This window comes from Poseidonocella sedimentorum (assembly GCF_900116005.1).
Classification (GTDB): Bacteria; Pseudomonadota; Alphaproteobacteria; order Rhodobacterales; family Rhodobacteraceae; genus Poseidonocella; species Poseidonocella sedimentorum.
The window spans coordinates 136,822-160,288 of sequence record NZ_FOYI01000001.1; the positions used below are offsets into that span (position 1 = coordinate 136,822).

Annotated in this window: 24 protein-coding genes; 13 read left to right on the top strand and 11 right to left on the bottom strand. The window is 65.9% G+C overall.

What is annotated here, in order from left to right:
- Positions 1–79: 79 nt before the first annotated feature.
- From BM353_RS00705 to BM353_RS00720, 4 genes are all read right to left on the bottom strand, one after another.
- Positions 80–322, bottom strand: coding sequence for a hypothetical protein (locus BM353_RS00705; protein WP_143104068.1), 243 nt, complete (start codon positions 320–322; stop codon positions 80–82).
- A 204-nt stretch (positions 323–526) separates the two neighbouring features.
- Positions 527–1,153, bottom strand: coding sequence for a 3-oxoacid CoA-transferase subunit B (locus BM353_RS00710; protein WP_092075614.1), 627 nt, complete (start codon positions 1,151–1,153; stop codon positions 527–529).
- Positions 1,154–1,351 (bottom strand): hypothetical protein, encoded by a 198-nt coding sequence (locus BM353_RS00715; protein ID WP_092075616.1) that lies wholly within the window; start codon positions 1,349–1,351, stop codon positions 1,154–1,156.
- A gap of 2 nt (positions 1,352–1,353) precedes the next feature.
- The gene (locus BM353_RS00720; RefSeq protein WP_092075618.1) at positions 1,354–2,058 is read right to left on the bottom strand and encodes a CoA transferase subunit A; all 705 of its coding nucleotides are present in this window, start codon (positions 2,056–2,058) and stop codon (positions 1,354–1,356) included.
- A gap of 223 nt (positions 2,059–2,281) precedes the next feature.
- Between BM353_RS00720 and BM353_RS00725 the strand changes: the two genes are divergently transcribed.
- Positions 2,282–3,181: an MBL fold metallo-hydrolase gene (locus BM353_RS00725; protein WP_092075620.1), complete on the top strand. Its 900-nt coding sequence runs from the start codon at positions 2,282–2,284 to the stop codon at positions 3,179–3,181.
- 173 nt (positions 3,182–3,354) lie between these two features.
- Here the strand turns inward: BM353_RS00725 and BM353_RS00730 are convergent, their stop codons facing one another.
- From BM353_RS00730 to tldD, 4 genes are all read right to left on the bottom strand, one after another.
- Positions 3,355–3,969 carry a VPLPA-CTERM sorting domain-containing protein gene (locus BM353_RS00730; RefSeq protein WP_092075622.1) on the bottom strand — a complete coding sequence of 205 codons (615 nt, stop codon included), beginning with the start codon at positions 3,967–3,969 and terminating at the stop codon, positions 3,355–3,357.
- 409 nt (positions 3,970–4,378) lie between these two features.
- A complete protein-coding gene (topA, locus tag BM353_RS00735; RefSeq protein WP_092075624.1) occupies positions 4,379–7,012 on the bottom strand; it encodes a type I DNA topoisomerase in 2,634 nt (877 codons plus the stop codon).
- A 110-nt stretch (positions 7,013–7,122) separates the two neighbouring features.
- The gene (gene dprA / locus BM353_RS00740) at positions 7,123–8,343 is read right to left on the bottom strand and encodes a DNA-processing protein DprA (protein ID WP_092075626.1); all 1,221 of its coding nucleotides are present in this window, start codon (positions 8,341–8,343) and stop codon (positions 7,123–7,125) included.
- 98 nt (positions 8,344–8,441) lie between these two features.
- Positions 8,442–9,863: a metalloprotease TldD gene (gene tldD / locus BM353_RS00745; RefSeq protein WP_092075628.1), complete on the bottom strand. Its 1,422-nt coding sequence runs from the start codon at positions 9,861–9,863 to the stop codon at positions 8,442–8,444.
- A gap of 210 nt (positions 9,864–10,073) precedes the next feature.
- Here tldD and coxB point away from each other — a divergent pair, with 210 nt between their 5' ends.
- The 11 genes from coxB (at position 10,074) to BM353_RS00800 (ending at position 20,007) form a co-directional block, all read left to right on the top strand.
- Positions 10,074–10,964 (top strand): cytochrome c oxidase subunit II, encoded by an 891-nt coding sequence (gene coxB / locus BM353_RS00750; RefSeq protein ID WP_092075630.1) that lies wholly within the window; start codon positions 10,074–10,076, stop codon positions 10,962–10,964.
- Positions 10,965–11,025: 61 nt separating this feature from the next.
- Complete coding sequence (cyoE, locus tag BM353_RS00755) at positions 11,026–11,964, top strand: heme o synthase (RefSeq protein ID WP_092075632.1); 939 nt, start codon at positions 11,026–11,028, stop codon at positions 11,962–11,964.
- Complete coding sequence (locus BM353_RS00760; RefSeq protein WP_092075634.1) at positions 11,964–12,155, top strand: hypothetical protein; 192 nt, start codon at positions 11,964–11,966, stop codon at positions 12,153–12,155. The genes cyoE and BM353_RS00760 overlap by 1 nt, the downstream gene beginning before the upstream one ends.
- Positions 12,152–12,733 (top strand): cytochrome c oxidase assembly protein, encoded by a 582-nt coding sequence (locus BM353_RS00765; protein ID WP_092075636.1) that lies wholly within the window; start codon positions 12,152–12,154, stop codon positions 12,731–12,733. The genes BM353_RS00760 and BM353_RS00765 overlap by 4 nt, the downstream gene beginning before the upstream one ends.
- A gap of 21 nt (positions 12,734–12,754) precedes the next feature.
- Positions 12,755–13,555 (top strand): cytochrome c oxidase subunit 3, encoded by an 801-nt coding sequence (locus BM353_RS00770; RefSeq protein ID WP_092075638.1) that lies wholly within the window; start codon positions 12,755–12,757, stop codon positions 13,553–13,555.
- A gap of 98 nt (positions 13,556–13,653) precedes the next feature.
- Positions 13,654–14,328 carry an SURF1 family protein gene (locus BM353_RS00775; RefSeq protein WP_092075640.1) on the top strand — a complete coding sequence of 225 codons (675 nt, stop codon included), beginning with the start codon at positions 13,654–13,656 and terminating at the stop codon, positions 14,326–14,328.
- A gap of 4 nt (positions 14,329–14,332) precedes the next feature.
- Positions 14,333–15,724 carry a threonine synthase gene (gene thrC / locus BM353_RS00780; RefSeq protein ID WP_092075642.1) on the top strand — a complete coding sequence of 464 codons (1,392 nt, stop codon included), beginning with the start codon at positions 14,333–14,335 and terminating at the stop codon, positions 15,722–15,724.
- Entirely contained in the window at positions 15,721–16,983 is a 1,263-nt protein-coding gene (locus BM353_RS00785) for a M16 family metallopeptidase (protein WP_092075644.1), read from the top strand. The genes thrC and BM353_RS00785 overlap by 4 nt, the downstream gene beginning before the upstream one ends.
- Complete coding sequence (locus tag BM353_RS00790; protein WP_092075646.1) at positions 16,983–17,573, top strand: GNAT family N-acetyltransferase; 591 nt, start codon at positions 16,983–16,985, stop codon at positions 17,571–17,573. The genes BM353_RS00785 and BM353_RS00790 overlap by 1 nt, the downstream gene beginning before the upstream one ends.
- Before the next feature lie 116 nt (positions 17,574–17,689).
- The gene (locus BM353_RS00795) at positions 17,690–18,511 is read left to right on the top strand and encodes an MBL fold metallo-hydrolase (RefSeq protein WP_092075648.1); all 822 of its coding nucleotides are present in this window, start codon (positions 17,690–17,692) and stop codon (positions 18,509–18,511) included.
- A 77-nt stretch (positions 18,512–18,588) separates the two neighbouring features.
- Entirely contained in the window at positions 18,589–20,007 is a 1,419-nt protein-coding gene (locus BM353_RS00800; protein WP_092075650.1) for an FAD-binding oxidoreductase, read from the top strand.
- Between the two features lie 125 nt (positions 20,008–20,132).
- On the opposite strand, the gene BM353_RS00805 is transcribed toward BM353_RS00800, so the two are convergent.
- Together BM353_RS00805 and BM353_RS00810 are read right to left on the bottom strand one after the other, a co-directional pair.
- On the bottom strand, positions 20,133–20,672 hold the full coding sequence (locus BM353_RS00805) for an adenine phosphoribosyltransferase (protein WP_092075651.1): 540 nt from the start codon (positions 20,670–20,672) through the stop codon (positions 20,133–20,135).
- Positions 20,673–20,704: 32 nt separating this feature from the next.
- Positions 20,705–21,343, bottom strand: a complete 639-nt coding sequence (locus BM353_RS00810) for a LysE family translocator (RefSeq protein WP_092075653.1) — start codon at positions 21,341–21,343, stop codon at positions 20,705–20,707.
- 292 nt (positions 21,344–21,635) lie between these two features.
- Between BM353_RS00810 and BM353_RS00815 the strand changes: the two genes are divergently transcribed.
- Positions 21,636–22,391 carry a hypothetical protein gene (locus BM353_RS00815; protein ID WP_092075655.1) on the top strand — a complete coding sequence of 252 codons (756 nt, stop codon included), beginning with the start codon at positions 21,636–21,638 and terminating at the stop codon, positions 22,389–22,391.
- A gap of 22 nt (positions 22,392–22,413) precedes the next feature.
- Here BM353_RS00815 and BM353_RS00820 read toward each other — a convergent pair whose 3' ends face one another.
- Entirely contained in the window at positions 22,414–23,292 is an 879-nt protein-coding gene (locus tag BM353_RS00820; RefSeq protein ID WP_092075657.1) for an S-methyl-5'-thioadenosine phosphorylase, read from the bottom strand.
- Positions 23,293–23,467: the final 175 nt, after the last annotated feature.

Here is a 23,467-nt window from a genome sequence, read left to right on the forward strand (position 1 = left end):
GCAATGAGAACAGGGCGATGCGCGCTCGCCTGAGACGCGCATCCCCCTTGTCGTAGCGTGAGTGGTGGTCTTGGTGGTGCTAGTGGTGGTCGCTGACGGCCGCCTTGGCGGGGGCATGGTCGTCCGCATGGTCCCCGGCGGCAAACTCCGTTGCGGCGGAAGCGTACCCTGCGTCATGCGCGGCGGTGTCGGGCTCAGCGAAGATGGCCCCCATCAGCGCCACGGCAAATCCCACGGCCCCGACGGTGATGAGCCACCAATCAGTGCGGGATTTCTCGGCATCGATGTCGATGTTGTCTTCGGTAAATGCGGTAACCGTCACGGGCTGCTCTCCGACCTGATAACTGATGCCGCGCAAACACCGCGGCGGAACTCGTTTACAGGGGATAATATCGCCTGCAATCAGGGCAGGATTGGGGCAGCTTCAAGATCAATTCGCGGTTTGTTCGCGTCTTGCGAGAGACGGGGTCGCGGTTTGCCTTGTGCCGGCCGGGCGCAGGAAATCCGCGTCCGGCCCTTGTTTTTGCTAGACGATCTTGGCTTCAGTGGCTGCGCGGAGCGCCTCTTCGGTCACACCGGGGGCACATTCCACGATTTTCAGCCCGTCTTCGGTCACGTCGAGCACACCGAGATTGGTGATGATCCGATCGACCACGCCTTGGCCGGTCAGCGGCAGGGTGCATTCCTTGAGCAGCTTGGAGTCGCCGTGCTTGTTGGTGTGGTCCATGACCACCACCACGCGGCCCACGCCGGCCACCAGATCCATCGCGCCACCCATGCCCTTGACGAGCTTGCCGGGGATCATCCAGTTGGCCAGATCACCATTCTCGGCCACTTCCATCGCGCCGAGGATCGCCATGGCGATCTTGCCGCCGCGGATCATCCCGAAGCTGGTGGCGCTGTCGAAATAGACGGTTTCGGGAACCTCCGTGATGGTCTGCTTGCCCGCGTTGATCAGGTCGGGGTCGACCTCGTCCTCGGTCGGAAACGGGCCCATGCCAAGCATCCCGTTTTCCGATTGGAGCATCACCTGAACGCCCTCGGGGATGAAGTTGGGAACCAGCGTCGGGATGCCGATCCCGAGGTTCACATAGGTGCCGTCTTCGAGTTCGAGCGCCGCGCGCGCGGCCATTTCATTGCGATCCCAAGGCATTTACTGGCCCTCCGCGATAAGTCTGTTCCGACAAAGATCCGCCATGAGCTGGGCGGTCTGGGTGACGAGCAGGGGGATGTCCCGGACCTGCGCGTCGCCGAAATGGGAGATCGCCACGCCGCGCGCCGCGTCGAGATAGGCGCTTGCGTCCTCGCTGAGGCTGGCGATCTGTTCGATGTGTTCCGGTTGTGTGGTCACGATCAGGCGTCCTGTTTCTGGCGCAGCGTGCGCTGTTCGATTCGCTTCTCGTGATCGCCCTGGATGAGCCGGTGGACGTAGATGCCCGGCAGGTGGATGTTGTCGGGATCGAGGCTGCCCACGGGGACGATCTCCTCGACCTCCATCACGCAGACCTTGCCGCACATCGCCGCCGGCGGGTTGAAGTTGCGCGCGGTCTTGCGGAAGATCGCGTTGCCCATCTCATCGGCCTTCCACGCCTTGACGATGGAGAGATCGGCGAAGATGCCCTCTTCCATCACATAGGTCTCGCCGTTGAAATCCTTGTGGTCCTTGCCCTCGGCGATCACCGTGCCGACGCCGGTCTTGGTGTAGAAGCCCGGGATCCCGTGGCCCGCGGCGCGCATGCGTTCGGCGAGCGTGCCTTGCGGGGTGAATTCCAGCTCGAGCTCGCCCGAGAGGTACTGGCGCATGAACTCGGCGTTTTCACCCACGTAGGAGGAGATCATCTTCTTGACCTGCCGCGTCTGCAGGAGCAGTCCGAGCCCGAAATCATCGACGCCCGCGTTGTTGGACGCGACCGTGAGATCCTTGGTCCCGGCGTCGCGGATGGCCGCGATCAGGAGCTCGGGAATGCCGCAGAGCCCGAAGCCCCCGGCCGCAATGAGCATGCCATCCGAGAGCAGCCCGTCGAGCGCCTCAGCGGCTGACCCGTAGATTTTATTCATGGATGTGTCCCCTCCGAATGCCTGTCATTCCGCGCGCCGGCTCTGGCCCGGGGGCAGGGGGCGCGCCACGTGTATCGGGAGCCACATTTAGCGAGGACCTTGGGTAAAGCAAAGCCCCAAACCCGCGCGAGCGGCACGATCGGGAACGGGGGGCTTGCATTCTGCGCTGGAGGCATCATATTCAACATAGCGAATATGATATGGGAAACCCAAGGAGCCTCCGATGCAATTCTATCCCTCTTCCGGCAAGACCGGCAGCCCGGATGTGGCGGCGTTTTACGATGCGGCCTCGGGCTCATGGCAGTATGTCGCCTCCGATCCGGCGAGCGGCGCGGCGGTGATCATCGATCCGGTGCTCGATTTCGACCCGGCCTCGGCCTCGACCTGGACGGCCTCCGCCGATGACATCCTCGCCTATGTGCGCGACAAGGGTCTCGCGGTGGACTGGGTGCTCGACACCCACCCCCACGCGGACCATTTCTCGTCGGCCGCCTATCTTGCCGCCACGCTCGGCGCGAAACAGGCGATCGGGTCAAAGGTGCTCGACGTCCAGCGGATCTGGTCGGACCTTTACGCCGACGAGAGCCTGAACGGCCACCCCGAATACTGGGACCGGCTCTTTGCCGATGGCGATGAGTTCGCCGTAGGCGGCCTGGGAATCCGCGTCATGCTCTCGACCGGCCATACTCTGGCCTCGATCACCTATGTGATCGGCGACGCGGTCTTTGCCCATGACACCTTCATGGTCCCCGACAGCGGCACGGCGCGCGCCGATTTCCCCGGCGGTTCATCCGCCGAGCTCTGGGACAGCCTTCAGGCGATTCTTGCCATGCCGGGAGACACCCGCGTCTTCGTCGGCCATGACTATGGCAAGGACGGCCGGGACGTGGCCTGCATGGCGACGGTGGAGGAGCACAAGGCGCAGAATATTCACGTCAAGGACGGCTCGACCAAGGAGGGGTTCATCGAGACGCGCGATGCGCGCGATGCGACCCTGCCGCTGCCGGACCGGATGCTCTACGCGTTGCAGATCAACATCCGTGGCGGGCGGTTGCCGGAGCCCGACGAGAAGGGCCGCGCGGTTCTGAGCGTCCCGCTCAACCGCTTCGAGGCGAAAGACTGAGCCGCCCCGGTTAACCTGCGCGATGACCGGTCACGGCCCTGGTCGCAAAAACCCCGCAGCCACGAGTGCTGCGGGGTCAAATCGGGACCGATTTAGCTAGGTCTGCTGCGCGCCGTGGCTCCGTTCCGATAGCTGCGACCGGGCCCGGACCACTGCGAAACGCGCTCTACCGCTCAGGCGGCCTTGCGCCGCGCACGCATGGCGCCCATGGCGCCGAGGCCAAGCACCAGCAGCGGCAGTGCGCCGGGCAGAGGTACGGGCGCGAGGTCGGAGGCGGTTCTGAGATCGGCGGTGTCGATGGCGCCTGTGGCCGTGATCGTCAGGGTGGACGCGCTGTTCGTTCCGTAAAAGCGCGCGAAGCCGAAGAGAGGGCCGTCGAACAGGGCGGGCAGGGTGAAGGTGTAGGTGTCTTCGGGCGCCCACTGGTTTGCGTAAAGCTCGCGCCCGGCCATGTTGGCGGCGTCAAGTTCGCGGATGCGCCAGTCCCATTCGGCCATGGAGAAGGGCGTCGACGAGAGGCGGATCAGCATGTTGGATCCAGACCCTTCATTGCCCAGCGTGAAGCTCAGCGCCGTGGTGCCCGGGAGGAACGAGTCAAAGCGGAAGTATTCGAAGTCGCCCGTGCCGTTGGACGCGGAGGTGATCGCGCTGTAGCCGGTGAAATTCGTCGGCGCCGAGTAGGTATCGCCGAACTCGCCGAAATCCGCTTCATTCAGCGTCGCGGACGAGGCCGTTTGCGCGAACAGGGCGATGGCAAGAGTGAGAACAGAGAAAACATAGCGGGTCATCGTTAACGTATCCAATCGCTTAACTTACAATGCGAGCTTCAATAGCAGATCACTCAACGCCGCAAGCGACCAATTCGGCGACGTTACGTCAAATTTTCCTTATCTAGCGAGAATCGCAACGGATCATGCGATCGTCCTCGACAGTCGTGTCGTGCAGACGTGGAAGGCGACAGGCGTCCGATCCGGCAGCTGCGTCCCGTCGCTTCAGCGCAGAGCTTCGTCAAAAACCCCGTGCGGTCGCAATGGGGCCCGGACCATCATCGACAGAGCAGCGGCGGGCGGGTTGCCTCCGCGCGGCCCGAGCATTTCCACCGGGAGCTGATTGCCTCTCAACCCGCTTTTCAGACCACCTCACGGCATCGCACCGGTACATTTGGTGCAAACGCATGGCATGTCGCGGCCGCCGCTGTCAGTCGGAGTCGTCTTTCTTGGCGGCCGTTGTCTTCGCGGGGGTCTTTTTCGCCGGGGTCTTTTTCGCGGTCGACTTCTTGGCGGGGGCCTTTTTCGCGGCGGGTTTCTTCGCCGCCGGTTTCTTTGCCGGCGCCTTCTTCCGCGTCCCGGACTTTGCGGATTTCTCCGCGATCAGGGTGACGGCCATCTCCATCGACACATCGTCGGGCTCGGTGCCCTTGGGGATCGTCGCATTAACCTTGCCCCATTTGACATACGGCCCGTAGCGCCCGTCCATGACATTGACCGGCCCGCCTTCGGTGGGATGCTCGCCGAGCTCCTTCAAGGGCTTGGCAGCGGTGCGCCCGCCGCGGCTGGCGGCTTTCTTGGCGATCTCGTCCACCGCGCGGTTGATGCCGATTGTGAAGACGTCCTCCACCTCCTTGATGTTGGCATAGATCTTGCCGTGTTTGACATAGGGGCCATAGCGCCCGATGCCGGCCTCGATCATCTCGCCATCTTCGGGGTGCGGCCCGATCTCGCGCGGGAGCGACAGCAGCTTCAGCGCTTTCTCAAGGTCGATGTCCGACAGCTCCCAGCCTTTGGGAATCGAAGCCCGCGGCGGTTTGGGCTCTTCTTCGGTCGCCTCGCCGCGCTGCACGTAAGGCCCGAAGCGGCCCTTGCGCAGGGTGATCGGCTGGCCGTCATCCTCGCCCAGCATCTTGCCGTCGGGGCCGATCTCGTCGCCTTCCGCGCCCGGCGGGCCGAAGGGGCGGGTGTAGCGGCATTCGGGGTAGTTGGAGCAGCCGATGAAGGCGCCGCCCGAGCGCGCGGTCCGGATCGAGAGCCGCCCGACGCCGCAATTGGTGCAAAGGCGCGGGTCCGTTCCGTCCTCGTTGGGCGGGAAGATGTGGGGCTCCAGCACCTCGTTGATCTTCTCCAGCACATCGGTGATGCGCAGCTCGGAGGTCTCTTCGACGGAGGCATGGAAATCGCGCCAGAACCGGGCCAGCAGTTCCTTGTAATCGCGCTGGCCGGCGGAGACATCGTCAAGCTCGTCCTCAAGCTCGGCGGTGTAGTTGTAGCCAACATATTTGCGGAAATAGTTGCTGAGGAAGGCCGTCACCAGCCGCCCCTTGTCCTCGGGGATCAGGCGGTTCTTGTCCTTGCGGACATAGCCGCGATCCTGAATCGTGGTGACGATGGACGCATAGGTCGAGGGGCGGCCGATGCCGAGCTCTTCCATCCTCTTGACCAGCGTCGCCTCGGTGTAGCGCGGCGGCGGCTGGGTGAAATGCTGCTCGGGTGTGATCGACTGTTTCTTCGCGGCCTCGCCCTCGTGGATCTGGGGCAGGCGCTTGTCGTCATCATCGACCACGACATCATCGCGGCCCTCCTCGTAGATCTTGAGGAACCCGTCGAAGAGCACGACCTGACCGGTGGCGCGAAGCTCGACCTGCTCGTCGGCGCTGCCGATATCGACCGTGGTGCGCTCAAGGCGCGCGGCCTCCATCTGGCAGGCGAGGGTCCGTTTCCAGATCAGGTCATAGAGCTTGCGCTGGTCGGCTTCCTTGAGCCGGAGCTTGGCCGCATCGGCGCGCATGTCGGTGGGCCGGATGCACTCGTGGGCCTCCTGCGCGTTCTTGGCCTTGTTCTTGTACATGCGCGGGCTCTTGGGAACGTAGCTCTCGCCATAGCGCTCCTTGATCGCATCGCGCGCGGCCATCACCGCTTCGGGCGCCATGTCGATGCCGTCGGTCCGCATGTAGGTGATGTGACCCGCCTCATAGAGACGCTGCGCCGCGCTCATGGTCTGGCGCGCGCCCATGCCGAACTTGCGGCTCGCCTCCTGCTGGAGGGTCGAGGTCATGAAGGGCGCCGAGGGGTTGCGCGCGCCGGGCTTGGCCTCGACCGAGGTCACGGTCAGATCGCGCGAGGTGATCGCCTGCACGGCGAGCTCGGCCTGGGTTTCGTTCGCGATGTCGTAGCGCTCGAGCTTCTTACCGGCCAGCACGGTCAGCCGCGCCTCGAACTCCTGCCCGCGGGGGGTCTGGAGCAGGGCCTTGACCGACCAGTATTCCTGCGGCCGGAAGACCTCGATCTCCATTTCGCGCTCGACGATGAGCCGCAGGCAGACCGATTGCACCCGGCCGGCCGATTTCGCGCCGGGCAGCTTGCGCCAGAGCACGGGCGAGAGGTTGAAGCCCACCAGATAATCCAGCGCGCGGCGCGCCAGATAGGCCTCGACGAGGTGGGTGTCGACCTGGCGGGGGTTCTTCATCGCCTCGGTGACGGCGCTCTTGGTGATCGCGTTGAAGACAACCCGGCTGACCGGCGTGTCCTTCTTCAGGCTCCGGCGCTTTCGCAGGGCCTCTTCCAGGTGCCAGCTGATCGCCTCGCCCTCGCGGTCGGGGTCGGTCGCGAGGATGAGTTCGGGATCATCGGCGAGCGCGTCGGCGATGGCCTTGACGTGTTTGCGGCTGTCGGCGCCGATCTCCCAGAGCATTTCGAAATCATGGTCGGGATCGACCGAGCCATCTTTCGGAGGAAGGTCCCGCACATGGCCGTAGGAGGCCAGGACGGTGTAGTCGTCGCCCAGGTACTTGTTGATGGTTTTGGCCTTGGCCGGAGATTCCACGACGACAACTGGCATCCAAATGCACCTTTTGCGCTAGTTATGGCGAGGGGATATGGCGCCGCATTGGTCTGGCTTCAAGAGCGGATTGTCAATAACCCCGCTGGCGGCGAGGCGGCGCATGGGTGTCAGCATGCGCGCGACAACAGGCCGCCGGGCTGGCGCAGGACGCGGCCCTCGAGCTCAAGATCGAGCAGGGCGGGGGCGAGGATTTCGGGCGCGCTGGCAAGATCGCGGATGAGCTGATCCTCGGCGATCGGACTCGGGCCGAGACGCTCCATGATGCGGCTATGAAGGGCTGCGGTGTCCTGAAGCGCGCTGGTGGGGGCCGGCGGGGCGGGCCGATCCGGGTCAGCCTCGGGGGCGGTGTCGGCGCCCGTTTGCGGCGGGTCCTCCGCGGCGGCGGCGAGGTCGAGCGCCTCCTGCGTTTCGGTCTCTTCAGGCGGGGGCATGAAGAATTCGCGCACCGCCTCGATCACGTCTTCGGCATCGCGCACCAGACGGGCACCATCGCGAATCAGCAGGTTGCACCCCCCGGCGCGCGCATCGAGCGGATGACCGGGCACGGCGAGCACCTCGCGGCCCTGATCGAGCGCGTTGCGCGCGGTGATGAGGCTGCCCGAGCGGGCGGCGGCTTCGACCACGACCGTGGCGATCGAGAGGCCGGAGACGATGCGGTTGCGGGTGGGGAACATGCGCGCGGTGGGGCGCAGGCCCATGGGTTGTTCGGAAATCATCACGCCGCGCTCGACGATCTCTTCGGCGAGGAGACGGTTTTCGGACGGGTAGATCACATCGACCCCGCCCGCCATGACCGCCACGGTGCCAAGCTCCAGCGCGGCCTCATGCGCGGCGGTGTCGATCCCGCGGGCAAGGCCGGAGGCCACGACGAATCCCACCCGGCCCAGATCGCGCGCCAGGCTGCGCGCCATGCGGATGCCGAGCGAGGAGGCATTGCGCGCCCCCACGAGGGCGATGTTCGGTCGGCGCAGAAGCGCGATATCGCCCCGGCACCACAGCAAGGGCGGCGCGTCGGACAGGTCAGCCAGAGTATCGGGATAGTTGCGGTCGCCAATGCAGAGCATGCGCGCTCCGGCCGCAAGCGCCGCGTCATATTCGGCCTCGGCCTCTTCGAGCGGGCAGGGGGAATAGGCCGTCACACCCGAATCGCGCGCCAGTTTGGGCAGCGCCTCGAATGCGTCCTGAATGGAGCCGTGTTCGGCCAGCAATTTATGGAAGGTTGTGGGCCCGACACGTCGGGAGCGCAAAAGGCGGAGCCACGTCAACCGGTCGTCTTCCGTGGTGGGTGGGAGTGGGGGGTGAGTGGAAGAAAAATCGTCTCCAGTCATCCGTTGCTCCGCCTGCTTGCAGGTTCGATTTAGGCCCCAGAGGGTTAACAGGACGTAAAGGGGAAGGAATTTTTTACCTTAGTTTCGAAAAAAAACAATCATCCGGCCGAACCGCCCACCGTGAGCCCGCCGATCATCACCGTGGGCTGGCCCACGCCGACGGGGACCCACTGCCCGTCCTTGCCGCAATTGCCCATGCCCGGATCGAGCGCCATGTCGTTGCCGAGGGCGCGAATCTTCGTGAGCGCGGTGGCCCCGTCGCCGATGAGCGTCGCGCCTTTGACCGGGGCTCCGACCTTGCCGTCCTTCACGCGATAGGCCTCGGTACAGGAGAAAACGAACTTGCCGTTGGTGATGTCCACCTGCCCGCCGCCGAATCCCACCGCGTAGATCCCGTCCTTGAGATCGGCCACGATATCCTCCGGCGCGGTCTCGCCGCCGAGCATGTAGGTATTGGTCATCCGCGGCATCGGCGCGTGGGCATAGCTCTGGCGCCGGCCGTTGCCTGTCGGGTCCACGCCCATGAGCCGCGCGTTCTGGCGGTCCTGCATGAAGCCCACGAGGATCCCGTCCTCGATCAGCACGTTGCGCGCCGAGGGGGTGCCTTCGTCATCGACGGTGATCGAGCCGCGCCGGTCGGGCAGGGTGCCGTCGTCGAGCACGGTCACGCCGGGCGAGGCGATGCGCTTGCCCATGAGCCCGGCAAAGGCCGAGGCGCCCTTGCGGTTGAAATCGCCCTCCAGCCCGTGGCCCACCGCCTCGTGCAGAAGGATTCCCGGCCAGCCGGGCCCGAGCACCACATCCATGACCCCCGCCGGCGCGGCCTCGGCGCCGAGATTGACCACCGCGATGCGCAGCGCCTCGCGCGCCGTGTCCTGCCAGGCCTCTGGCGCGATCATCGACAGGAGCCCATGGCGCCCGCCGCCGCCCGCGAAACCTTGTTCGCGCCGCCCGTTCTCCTCCACGATCACCGAGATGTTGATCCGCGACATCGGCCGGGTATCGGAGACCAGCGTGCCCTCGGGGCGCAGGATGAAGACCTCCTTGAGCGAGGCCGCGATCGAGGCGCTGACCTGCACCACCCGGGGATCCAACGCGCGCAAGTAAGCGTCGATCTGCTTGAGCGTGTCGACCTTGAGGCCGAAACCGGTCTCGGTGAGGGGGTCGATATCGGTATAAAGCTTTTCGTTGGTCCCGCGCGGGGCCTCGGCGAGCGTGCCGCCGCCATCGCCCACCGCGCGCCGGGCCGTGGCGACCGCGCGCCGGAGCGCGGCCTCGGAGATCTCGGTGGAATGGGCATAGCCCGCCACCTCGCCGCGCACCGCCCGCAGGCCGAACCCTTCGGAGGCATCGTAGTTGGAGGATTTCAACCGCCCGTCATCGAGCAGAAGCGATTCCGAACGGCTGCGTTCGAGATAGAGCTCACCGTCATCGGCGCCGGCGGTGGCCTCGCGGACCAGCCCGAGGGCGGCCTCGCGGTCGAGCAAGGTCTCGAATGGGCGAAACGGGCTGTCTGTCACGGGGGGGCTTCCTTCCGGTTGGGGGGCGGGTCCGAGACCCGGCGCGGCAAAGCGTCCGTTTGCCGCGGCTCTATATTCTTGTCCTGTCGCTCAGAATATGGTTTCAAGCCCTCCAAAGCTCAACCTAGGATTCCGGCACCCTTTGCGGCTGGACGACTCGGGCTATAACAAACGACAACAACCGTTGACGCCAAGCGACCAAGGTAGACCATGCGAATTGCACCCATCATGAGTGGCCTCGTGGCCGGACTGTCAGCCCTCCCAGCCCTTGCGCAAGGCGTTGGCAGCGATCTGGAAATCATCGGCAAACCCGAGCAGGGCGGCATGGGGTTCCAGCCCGGCGTCACCGAACTGGCCAACGATCTGCACTGGCTCGACAACCTGCTGCTGATCATTATCGCCGTGATCTGCCTTTTCGTGACCGCGCTTCTGGCGATCGTGATTCTGCGCTACAACAGCCGGTCCAACCCCACCCCGGCGAGCTTCACCCACAACTCGCCGCTGGAAATCGCCTGGACGATCATCCCGATCGTGATTCTCATGTTCATCGGCGCCAACTCCCTGCCGGTCCTGTTCAAACAGCAGGAGATTCCGGAAGGCGAGGTGCATATCAAGGTGACCGGCTACCAGTGGTACTGGGGCTATGAATATACCGACCACGAGTTTGCCTTCGACAGCTACATGATCGGCGCGCCCGCAACCGGCGGCGACAACCGCATCAGCGACGACGTGCGCGCCCAGCTGAACGAAGCCGGCTATTCGGAAGACGAGTTCCTGCTGGCCACCGACACCGCCGTTGTTGTGCCCGTCGGAAAGACCGTAGTGATGGACGTGACCGGCGCCGACGTGATTCACAGCTGGACCATCCCGGCCTTCGGTGTGAAGCAGGACGCCGTCCCGGGCCGTATCGCCCAGCTCTGGTTCAAGCCCGAGCGCGAAGGGATCTACTTCGGCCAGTGTTCCGAGCTGTGCGGCCAGGCCCACGCCTACATGCCCATCACCGTGAAAGTGGTGAGCGAGGCCGAGTACGAAGCCTGGCTCGAAGGCGCGATCGAGGAATATGCCGGCACGCCGCTTGGCTATCAGATCGCATCGAACTGACCGCGGTAACGCAGGTAAACGTTGACGGACAAGGCGCACCTTCGCGCCTTCGGAGACACGGATGACCGACGCAACCATCATGCCCCATAGCCAACGCGGCGAGGGATCCTTCGGCGATTATGTCGCGCTGCTCAAGCCGCGCGTCATGTCGCTCGTGGTCTTTACCGCGATGGTCGGGCTCTTCGCGGCGCCCGGCGCGCTGCACCCGTTCGAGGCGTTCTGCGCCGTGCTCTTTATCGCCACCGGCGCCGGGGCCTCCGGCGCGCTCAACATGTGGTGGGATGCCGATATCGACGTGGTGATGAAACGCACCGCCGGCCGGCCGATCCCCTCGGGGCGGGTCGCGCCCGACGAGGCGCTGGCGCTCGGGCTCGGGCTCTCGGGCCTCTCGGTCGTGATGCTGGGGCTGGCGGCCAACTGGGCCGCGGCGGGGCTTCTGGCCTTCACCATCTTCTTCTATGCCGTGGTCTATTCCATGTGGCTCAAGCGCTCGACGCCGCAGAACATCGTGATCGGCGGCGCGGCGGGGGCCTTCCCTCCGATGATCGGCTGGGTCGCGGCGACGGGCTCGGTGAGCCTCGAAGCCGTGCTGATGTTCGCGCTCATCTTCATGTGGACACCGCCGCATTTCTGGGCCCTCGCGCTCTTCATGAAGTCCGACTACGAGGACGCCGGCGTGCCGATGCTGACCGTGACCCACGGCCGCAAATCCACCCGCCGGCACATCTGGGTCTATACCCTGCTGGTCGCGGCGCTCGCCGTGGGCATGGGCGCCACCAGCATCGGCGGCCCGCTCTATCTGCTCGTGGCGGTCGTGCTGAACCTGCTCTTCATCAAGGGCGCCTGGGACATCCTGCGCCGAGATGAGGATTCCGCCCAGGCCGATGGCTACGCCACTGAAAAGCGCTTCTTCTTCCTGTCGCTGGTCTATCTCTTCCTGCATTTCGGCGCGATCTGGGCGGAAACCCTGCTCAAGCCCGTCGGGCTGGGGGGCTGGTGATGGCGATCCGTGTCGGGCATGAACTGCACAAGCGCCGGAAGGGCCGCAACATCGGGGTCGGCCTCGTGCTGGTAGCTTTTGTCGTCATCGTTTTCGGCCTCACGGTGGTGAAGGTCACCAATGGCGATCCGATGCAGGGGTTCGACCACGTGACGCGCCCAGAGATGCAACCCGCGGAGGCAGCGCAATGAGCCGGATGACCGGGAAATACCGCACCTTGACGCAACTTGCCGGTGTGGTGGTGCTGATGGGATCGCTGGCCTGGGCCTCGGTCCCGCTCTATGATCTCTTCTGCCGGGTGACCGGCTTCGGCGGCGTGACCGCGCGCGGCACCGGCTCGGACGAGATCCTCGACCAGACCATCAAGATCCGCTTCGACGCATCGATTTCCCGCGGAATGCCGTGGGAGTTCAAGCCGGTAGAGCGCGAAATGGAAATTCGCATCGGGGAGACCGGCCTCGCCTTCTACGAGGCCCACAACCCCACCGATCACCCCATCGCGGGACAGGCCAGCTACAACGTCGCGCCCTATGCGGCGGGCGGCTATTTCACCAAGGTCGACTGTTTCTGCTTCACCGAACAGGTGCTGCAACCGGGCGAAACCGTGCTGATGCCGGTGAGCTTCTATGTCGATCCGGCGATCCTTGAGGATGCCGAAGGGAAATACGTGCATACCATCACGCTTGGCTATACCTTCTACGAAATCGATCTGCCGGAGGAAGCCCAGGCCGCCCTGCGCCTCTCCGACAGCCCGACAGACATAAACTAAGAGCACCATCGAGGGACGATCATGGCGCATGAAAAAAACCACGACTACCACATCCTGAACCCCTCCATCTGGCCGCTGCTCGGCGCGATTGCCGGGTTCGTCATGCTTTTCGGCGCGGTGCTCTTTTTTCACGACAAGGGCCCGTGGATGCTGCTCATCGGCTTCGTCGGCGTGCTTTACGTGATGTATGCCTGGTGGGCCGAAACCGTGACCGAGAACCAGGTCGGCGATCACACGCCGGTGGTACGCATCGGCCTGCGCTACGGCTTCATCCTCTTCATCATGTCCGAGGTCATGTTCTTCCTCGCGTGGTTCTGGAGCTTCTTCAAACACGCGCTGTACCCGATGGGCCCCGACAGCCCGGCCAAGGATGGCGTCTGGCCGCCGGTCGGCATCGAGACCTTCGATCCCTTCCACCTGCCGCTGATCAACACGCTGATCCTGCTCCTGTCCGGCTGTGCCGCCACCTGGGCGCACCACGCGCTGGTGCACGGCAACATCCGCAACGAGATCAAGCAGGGGCTCTGGCTCGCGGTCGGGCTCGGCATCCTCTTCACCTTCTTCCAGGCCTATGAGTACAGCCACGCCGCCTTCGGCTTCTCCGGCAACATCTACGGCGCCAATTTCTTCATGGCGACGGGCTTCCACGGCTTCCACGTTCTGGTGGGGACGATCTTCCTCGCGATCTGCCTGATCCGGGTCTACAAGGGGCACTTCACGCCGGAAAACCACATCGGCTTCGAGGCCGCCGCCTGGTACTGGCACTTCGTGGACGTGGTCTGGCTCTTCCTCTTCGCCGCGGTCTATATCTGGGGCGGCTGAGCGCGGCGCGCGCGGGGCCTTTGCGGTTGAACTCCCGCGCCCATTCCAGCTAAAGCAAAGCGCGCTCAGGCGCGCTTTTCCTTTGCGAGAGGACCCTGTTGAGACGTCTCATCCTTCCGTTGCTTTTCGGGCTTGTGGGCACGGCGATCCTCGTCAGCCTCGGACTCTGGCAGGTCGATCGCCTCGCGTGGAAAGAGGGCGTTCTGGCCGAGATCGACGCCAGCATGACCGTCGCCCCGTCAGCGCTCCCCACCAGCCCGGACCCGGAGAGCACCCGCTATCTGCCTGTCGCGATGTCGGGCGTGGTCGAGCCGCGCGCGGTGCGCGTGCTGGTCTCGCACAAGGGCATGGGCGCGGGCTTCCGGATCGTCTCGCCCTTCGAGACCGAGGAGGGGCGCCGCGTTCTGCTCGATCGCGGCTTCGTCCAGGTCAGCGCGCGGGATACCGCGCGCTACGCCGGCCCGCTCGCGGTGATCGGCAATCTGCATTGGCCGGACGACCGCAATTCCTCCACCCCGGAAAACGACGTTGCGGGCAACATGTGGTTCGCCCGCGATCTCGACCAGCTTGCCCGGCAATTCGACACCGAGCCGCTGCTCGTCGTTGCCCGCGCCACCGAGCCCGAGGATCCCGGCATCCTGCCCCTGCCGGTCGACACTTCGGGCATACCGAACGATCATCTTGAATACGCCGTGACATGGTTCGGCCTCGCCCTCGTCTGGGCGGGGATGAGCCTGTATTTCCTCTGGCGACAACTGCGAAGAGGGGCCTGAGCCCATGAAATATGTATCCACCCGCGGCAGTGCGCCGACCCTCAGTTTCGAGGACGCGATGCTGAGCGGGCTTGCCCGGGACGGCGGGCTCTATGTGCCCGAGACCGTGCCGCAGTTGAGCGCGGGCGAGATCGCTGCGCTGGCCGGGCTGCCCTACGAAGAGGTGGCGTTCCGCGTGATGTGGCCCTTCGTCGGCGAAAGCTTCACCGAAGAGGAACTCCGCGGCTGCATCGCGCGCGCCTACGCGGGCTTCGGCCATGACGCCCGGGCGCCGCTGACCCAGCTTGGCCCCAACCACTTCCTGCTGGAGCTGTTCCATGGGCCGACGCTGGCGTTCAAGGATTTCGCCATGCAGCTCATCGGCCAGCTGTTCCAGACGGCGCTGTCGCGCTCTGGTGAGCGGGTGACCATCGTCGGGGCAACCTCGGGCGATACCGGCTCGGCGGCGATCGAGGCTTTCAAGGGGCTGGGCAACGTGGATGTGTTCATCCTCTTCCCCCATGGCCGCGTCTCCGAAGTCCAGCGCCGCCAGATGACCACCCCGCCCGAAGCCAATGTCCACGCCCTCGCGCTCGACGGTGATTTCGACGATTGCCAGGCGCGCCTGAAGGACATGTTCAACCACTTCGACTTCCGCGACGGGGTGCGCCTTGCGGGCGTCAACTCGATCAACTGGGCGCGGGTTCTGGCGCAGGTCGTCTACTACTTCACCGCCGCGGTGAGCCTCGGCGCGCCGCACCGCCCGGTGAGCTTCACCGTGCCCACCGGCAATTTCGGCGACATTTTCGCAGGCTACATCGCCCGGCAGATGGGCCTGCCGATCGAGCGGCTGGTGGTGGCCACCAACCAGAACGACATCCTGCACCGCTGCCTGACCACGGGCGAGTACCGCACCGATGGGGTCACCCCGTCGATCAGCCCGTCGATGGACATTCAGGTGAGCTCGAATTTCGAGCGCGTGCTCTTTGACGTCTATGGCCGTGATGGCAAGGCCGTGGCCCAGCTCATGGACGAGCTGAAAACCCAAGGCGGTTTTACCGTGAGCCAGGGGGCGATCGAAGGCCTCCGCGCGCTTTTCGGCTCGGGGCGCGCCTCCGAGGACGAAACCCGCGCCACCATTGCCCGCGCGCAAGAAACCATGGGCGAGCTGCTCTGCCCGCATTCCGCCGTGGGCGTGAAGGTCGCCGAAGAGCAGGGGATCGGGGCCACCCCGATGATCACGCTTGCCACCGCCCACCCGGCCAAATTCCCCGATGCGGTCGAGGCCGCCGCCGGGATCCGCCCCGACCTGCCGCCGCGCATGGCGGACCTCTTTACCCGCGACGAGCGCGTGACCCGCGTGGCCAACGACCTCGGCGCGCTGGAAAGCCTCATCAAGGAGCGCCTCGCCAAGTGACCGTCCAGATCCACACGCTCGACAACGGGCTCCGTATCGTGACCGAGCACATGCCCGGCCTGCAATCTGCCGCGCTCGGCGTCTGGGTGACGGCCGGCGGCCGCAACGAGCGGCCCGAGCAAAACGGCATCGCCCATTTCCTCGAACACATGGCCTTCAAGGGGACCAAGCGGCGCTCGGCGCTCCAGATCGCCGAGGCGATCGAGGATGTGGGCGGCTACATCAACGCCTATACCTCGCGCGAGACGACCGCCTATTACGCGCGGGTGCTTGAAAACGACGTGCCGCTGGCGCTCGACGTGATCGCCGACATCCTGCTCAACCCGGTGCTTGAGCCGGGCGAGATCGAGGTGGAACGCGGCGTGATCCTGCAGGAGATCGGCCAGGCGCTCGACACGCCCGATGACGTGATCTTTGACTGGCTTCAGGAGGAAGCCTATCCCGGGCAGGCGCTCGGGCGGACCATCCTCGGCCCCAGCGAACGGGTCAGCGCCTTCACGCGCGACGATCTGCAGGGCTTTCTCGCCGAGCACTACGGGCCCGAGCAGATGATCCTGTCGGCCGCCGGCGCGGTCGATCACGATGCGATCGTGCGCGCGGCCGAGGCGCTCTTTGGTGGGCTCGCCCGCCGCAGCACCCGCCCGCTGGAGCCGGCGACGTTTACCGAAGGCGAGCGCCGGGTGGTGAAATCGCTGGAGCAGGCCCATCTGGCGCTCGGCTTCGAGGCGCCCGATTACGGCGATCCGGGCATTTATGCCGCGCAGATCTACGCCAACGCGCTCGGCGGCGGCATGTCCTCGCGATTGTTCCAGGAGATCCGCGAGAAGCGGGGCCTGTGCTACACCATCTTCGCCCAGGCCGGCGCCTATGCCGACAGCGGCATGATGACGATCTACGCCGGCACCTCCGCCGATCAGCTCGGCGCGCTCACCTCGCTGACCGCCGATGAACTGGCCCGCGCCGCCACCGACATCTCGCCCGAAGAGGTCGCCCGCGCCCGGGCGCAGATGAAGGGCGGGATGCTCATGGGGCTGGAGAGCCCGACCAACCGGGCGGAACGGCTGGCGCGGGTGATCCAGATCTGGGGCCGCGTGCCGGAGCTGAGCGAGATCGTCGAGCGGATCGATTCGGTCACCACCGGCGACGTGCGCGCCTATGCCGAACAGCTCGTGACCGCCTCGCCCGTGGCGATGGCGCTCTACGGGCCGGTCGAGGGCGCGCCGGGGATCGAGGGGCTGCGCCGGAGGCTCGCCGCCTGATGCTTCTGGCCCGGCGCAAAACCCGGATCGAGACTGAGCGGCTGACCCTGCGCCCGCCGCAACAGGGGGATTTCCGCGCCTGGACGCGCCTGCGCGAGGACAGCCGCGAGTTTCTCACGCCGTGGGAGCCCGCCTGGGCGCCGGATCACCTCAGCCGCAAGGCCTTCACCAACCGGGTCTACTGGGCCAACCGCGCGATCACCCAGGGCACCGCCGTGCCCGTCTTCCTCATCCGGCGGCAGGACGAGACGCTTCTCGGGGCGATCACGCTCGACAACATCCGCCGGGGTCCGGCCCAGGCCGGGACGATGGGCTACTGGATCGGCGCGCCGCACGCGCGGCAGGGCTACATGCGCGAGGCCATCCTCGCCATGGTCCACCACGCCTTTACCACGCTCGACCTCAGCCGGATCGAGAGCGCCTGCCTGCCGGAAAACCAGCCCTCGCGCGGGGTGCTGGAGAAATGCGGCTTCAAGTACGAGGGCGTGGCGCAAAGCTACCTGCAGATCAACGGCCGCTGGCGCAACCATGTGCTCTACGCCAACCTGCGCGGCGACCGGCGCGGCAAGACCGGGACCGGGACGGCCTGATCCGCCTGCTGTCTGGGCACGGATGGACACCGCGCTGCGCGAACCCCTGCGCTCACGCGATTGCGAGACTGACTTGGCGTCAAGCTGTGCTAGATCTGGCGCAGGAGGACCCGCCCATGATCCGTATTGTCGCCATCTTGCTCTGCCTCGCTGCGCCGCTCGCCGCCCAGGAGCGCCGCGCGAGCCACTGTATCGCGCTGGCCGAGGCGACACCGGGGATCACGTATCTGCACCAGGCGAGCTACCGCGATCCGATCCCGGAGTATGCCGCGCGGATCACCTATCTCGACCATTCGATGTTTCTCATCCAGTCCGAGGGCGGGGTGAATATCGTGACCGATTACAACGGGTTTATCGGAACGGCGGATTTCCTGCCCGATGTTGTGACGATGAACCACGCCCATTCCACCCACTGGACGCGCTACCCGGACCCGGCGATTCCGCATGTCCTGCGCGGCTGGGGCGAGCCGCATGGGACCAGGGCGGATCACTACGTCGAGATCGGCGATGTGCTGGTGCGCAATGTGCCCACCGATATCCGCTCCGGGTTCGGCGACCGGGAGCCCAACGGCAACTCGATTTTCGTCTTCGAGATGGCGGGGCTCTGCATCGGCCATCTTGGTCATCTGCACCACGAGCCCAACAGCGCGCAATACGCCGCGCTCGGCCGGGTCGATGTGGTCATGGCGGCGGTGGATGGTGGCACGACGGTGGATCTGCCGACGATGATCCGCATCCTCAAGCGCCTCAAGAGCTCGGTCGTCATCCCGATGCACTGGTTCGGGCGCGGCACGCTCGATGTCTTCCTCGCGGGCATGGCCGATGAGTTCGACGTGGCGTTCGAGGAGGGCAACAGCCTCATGGTCTCGCTGCGCGATCTGCCGGACCGGCCGACCGTCCGGGTGCTGAGCCCGGCCATGTTGCGGGACCCGGAGTGAGCCCGGAGCGCGCCGGGGGTTGATCTCGGGCGCTGCCCTGTGCACCAAGCGGGCAGGGGTTTTCGGGGAGCGTATTCATGACATTGGCATCTGTGACCGAGGCGCATCGCGAGGCGCTGGCCGCGCGTCTGCCGGAGGCGGTGTTTCGCCCGCTGGCCCCGGCCTATCTGGAAGAGCCGCGCGGGCGTTATCGGGGCGAGGGCGGGCTGCTGCTCGCGCCCGCCACGGTCGAGGAGGTCTCCACGATCCTGCGCTTTGCCAATGCCGAGCGCCTCGCCGTGGTCCCCTACGGCGGCGGGACCGGGCTCGTCGGCGGTCAGATCGCGGCGCCGGGCCGGGCGCCGATCATCCTCTCTCTGGAGCGGATGGATCAGATCCGCGCCGTGTTTGCGGAGGAAAACGTGATCATCGCCGAGGCGGGCGTGATCCTCGAAACGCTCCATTCGGAGGCCGAGGCGGTGGGCCGCCTCTTCCCGCTCAGCCTCGCGGCCAAGGGATCGGCGCGGATCGGTGGCAATCTCGCGACCAACGCGGGCGGGGTGAACGTCCTGCGCTATGGCAATGCGCGCGATCTCTGCCTTGGGCTGGAGGCGGTCTTGCCCAGCGGCGAGATCTGGCACGGGCTCACCCGGCTACGCAAGGACAACACCGGCTACGATCTGCGCAACCTGCTGATCGGATCGGAGGGCACGCTCGGCGTCATCACCGCCGCGGCGCTCAAGCTCTTCCCCAGACCGGCGGGCGAGGGGACGGCGCTTCTGGTGGTCGAGAGCCCGGAGGCGGCGCTTGGGCTGCTCTCCATGGCGCGCGCGGCGCTCGGCGAGGGGATCAGCGCCTTCGAGTTGATGAGCGCGCAGGGGCTGGAGTTTCTGGCCGGGACCATGCCCGAGCTGCGCCAGCCGTTTGGCAGCGTGCCCGGTTGGTCCGTGCTGATCGAGCTCGGGCTCGCGCGCGGGCTCGATCCCGTCGCCGCGCTCGAAGGGCTCTTCGTGGAGGCCGCCGAGGCGGGGCTGGTGAGCGACGGTGTCATCGCCCAATCGGGGGGCCAGCGGGAGGCCCTCTGGGCGCTGCGCGAAAACCTGCCGGAGGCCAACCGGCGCATCGGATCAGTCAGCAACCATGACATTTCCGTCCCGCTCGGCGCGCTGCCGGAGATGATAGCGCGGGGGCGCGAGGAGCTGGGCGCAATCGACGCGTTTCGCGTCAACTGCTTTGGCCATGTGGGCGATGGCAACCTGCACTACAACGTTTTTCCCATGCCCGGCAAAACCCGCGCCGACCATGACCACCAACGTGCCGAGATCAAGACCGCGCTGCATGATCTGGTGCACGAGCTCGGCGGATCGGTCAGCGCCGAACATGGGATCGGGAGGATGAAGGTCGAGGATCTGGAGCGTTACGGCAACCCGGCCAAGCTTGCGGCGATGCGCGCGATCAAGTCGGCGCTGGATCCGAATGGCATCATGAATCCCGGCGCGGTGCTGCGCGAGGGCTGAGGCAGTGGCGTTTTTGGGGGGAGGGTGGCGCCCCGGCCGCGTTCCCGGCGGGGCGCCAAAACCAATCTCGTTCCTCAGATCGGTGCAAGCGAGCCTAGCTTTGCCCGGTTAAGGTTAAGACGAAGTTAATCGCCCTCGAATTCGCACAGCGCGTGCACATCCATGCCAAGCGCCTCCAGCCGCGCCCGCCCGCCAAGGTCCGGCAGGTCGATGATGAAGGCGCAGCTGAGGATTTTGCCGCCCAGCCGCTCGACGAGCTTGATCCCCGCTTCCGCGGTGCCGCCTGTGGCCAGAAGGTCATCGACGACAAGCACCGTCTCGCCCGGCGCGATCGCGTCGTCGTGGATCTCGACCACCGCCTCGCCGTATTCCAGCGTGTAATGCTCGCTGATCGTGGGCCCCGGCAGTTTGCCCTTCTTGCGCACCGGCACGAAGCCGACGGAGAGCTGATGCGCGATCGCGCCGCCAAGGATGAAGCCGCGCGCCTCCAGCCCCACGACCTTGTCGATCCGCTCGCCCGCGTAGGGGTGGAGCATCTGGTCGATGGCCATGCGGAACCCGCGCGGATCGGCAAAGAGGGTGGTCACATCGCGGAACATGATCCCTTCCTTCGGGAAATCGACGATGGTGCGGATGTAATCCTGGACGGATCTGGTCACTGGCATGGGGAGCTGGCCTCTTGGCGCAAAGGTGGTGGTCAGGCGCGGCGCAGAGCCGCGGTGGCAAATCCGAGCGCGATCAGGGCCGCGCCGCCGGCGCGGGTGAGCCAGGCGAGCACGGAGGGCCGCGCGATCCGGCGGCGCAAACGATCGGCGAGCAGCGCATAGGCCAGTGCGTTGAGCGCCGCAAGCCCCACGAAACTCGCAATGAGGATGGAAAATTGCGGCAGGAGCGGCGCTTCGGGTCGGAGGAACTGCGGCACGAAGGCGATGAAGAAGACGATGGATTTGGGATTGAGCGCCGTGACGGCGGCCGCGTGCCAGAAGACGGACCCGGCGCCGATCCCCGGCAAGGGCGCAAGCTGCGCCTCCTCGGGGCCGGACCCGGTGCGCGCCGCCGAGCGCAACAGCCGCCAGCCCATGAAGATCAGGTAGGCCGCCCCGACCCATTTGAGCAGGGTGAACAGCGTGGCCGAGGCCAGCACCAGCGCGCCGAGCCCCGCCAGCGAGGCGCTCATTGCCACGAAATCCCCAAGCGCCACTCCCGCCGCCGAGGCAAGCGCCACGCTGCGCCCCTTGGAGAGCGCATAAGACAGCACGAGCAGCACCGTCGGCCCCGGGATCAGGAGCAGTGCGACCGACGCGGCGACAAACCCCGCCCAGAGATCGAATGGCATCGCGCACTCCCGTCAGTCGGCCTTGGCAATCGGATCTGAGTATTCCGCCAAAGCGCGCGGAAAGGCAAGCAAACACCCCCGGATGCGGCAGGGTTACGTAAACGTTAACCAAGATATGGCCGCGCTGTGGTATGCTGATCCCCATTATTTCACAAAGATGATTCGAGGTTGCCATGAAATACTTTGCGCTCGTTTTCCTTGTTGCGATTGCCAGCAGCGCCAGCGCCCAATGCCCTGAGACGCACTATCCGTGCAGCGGAAATCTCTGCTGTCCGCGAAGCTAGGGGGCATCATGTTGAAAAAAGCTCTGATCCTCGCCGCGGTCTTCGCGGTGAGCGGTCTCTGCGCGTTCCTGTTCTTCGGATTGACGGAGAAGGATATCGTCGCTGTCAACAAATTCTCCTATCCCACCGGGGCGGAGCCGCTCACGGCGGGAGATATCGTCGTGATTTCCAACAGCGGACCGCCGTCGAAACTCTGCGATACCTTCATCGATGCCGGCGGATTCGACGATGTGGAGGCGCAGGACGTCTACGTCAATCGCGCCAAGCTCTTCATGGGCTGGTTCACGCAAGTGGGCTCGAAGGTCGGGATCATCCCCGACGATCTCACCAAGCTTTCCGCCGATGTGGGCGGGCTCGCCTTCTTCGGGAGCCGCTCGGCGCTGTCGTTGGAAAAGGCCGGGCTTGAGGTGTCGCAGCGTTGCAAATGCGACATGGCGCGTTCGTTCTCCAAGGGCGAGCTGGTCTGCACGGTCAATGCCTCGCTCATCGAGACCGGCGAGGTCATGACCTATAGCGACGGGACAGCGACTCTGCGCCCGGTGCAGCGGAACCTCGGGGTGAGCCTGCGCCGCCATCCGATCTTCCTGCCGGAGGCGGTGTTCGAGAGCTGCGGCATTCCCTACAGCAGCGAGGCCAAGATCGCGCAGCAGCGGCTTTGCAATGAAAACGGCCTGCCCACGGATGTGCGTGTGCGGGACTATTTCAACCTGATCGACCGCCGGCCCTTCACCGAAAAGATCGAGCTGGTCTGGGAAGACGGCTGACCGGCGCGCCCCGTGGCGGGGCTCAGCCGCCGAGGACGCGGCCCGCCACGGCGTCGAGCTTCGCCACCAGCGCGGGGTCGCGCTTCTCGGGGGCGGTCATCACGGCGAATTCCAGCGCGCGGTCGCAGCCGTGGGGGCAGGGCGCGCGGTCCGCCCCGAGCAGGGCGGGCAGGTTCGCCACAAGGCCGCGCGCCTTTTCGGCGTTGCCGGTCAGGGTGCGGATGATGTCGTTGATGTCGACCTCGCCGTGGTCCGGGTGCCAGCTGTCGTAATCGGTGATCATGGCGACGGAGGCGTAGCAGAGCTCGGCCTCGCGGGCGAGCTTGGCTTCGGGCATGTTGGTCATCCCGATCACGTCGCAGCCCCAGACCTCGCGGTAGAGCCGCGATTCGGCGAGGGAGGAGAATTGCGGCCCCTCCATCGCGAGATAGGTCCCGCCTCGGTGCACGGTGATGCCGGTGGCGCGCGCGGCGGTCTCGCAGGCGTCCGTCAGGCGCGGGCAGGTGGGGTGCGCGAGCGGCACATGGGCGACGCATCCGGTCCCGAAGAAGCTCTTCTCGCGCGCGATGGTCCGGTCGATGAACTGATCGACAAGGACGAAATCGCCCGGCGCCATGTGCTCCTGAAAACTGCCGCAGGCGGAGACGGAGATAACGTCGGTCACGCCGAGACGTTTGAGCGCATCGATGTTGGCGCGGTAGGGGACGGTGGTCGGGCTGTGGACGTGGCCGCGCCCGTGGCGGGGCAGGAAGGCCATCTCGACGCCGCCGAGGCGGCCGGTGAGGATCGCATCCGATGGCGCCCCCCAGGGGCTCTCGACCTCCTGCCAGCGCGCCCCTTCCAGCCCGTCGATCTCGTAGAGCCCCGAGCCGCCGATCACCCCGATCATGGTCTTTGTCATCCGTCGTCTCCGCTTGGGTTGTCGCTATGACTGTCGCCCGCACGGCCGGCTCTTTCAACCACTCTCTCCGCGCCACGCGGCGCCGGAAACGCAGGCATCGCCCCGGGGCCGGGCCCGAAACCTGTTGACCCGCGCCCCCGCCGTGCGGCTCAGAGGTGGCGCTTTGCGCCGCGGT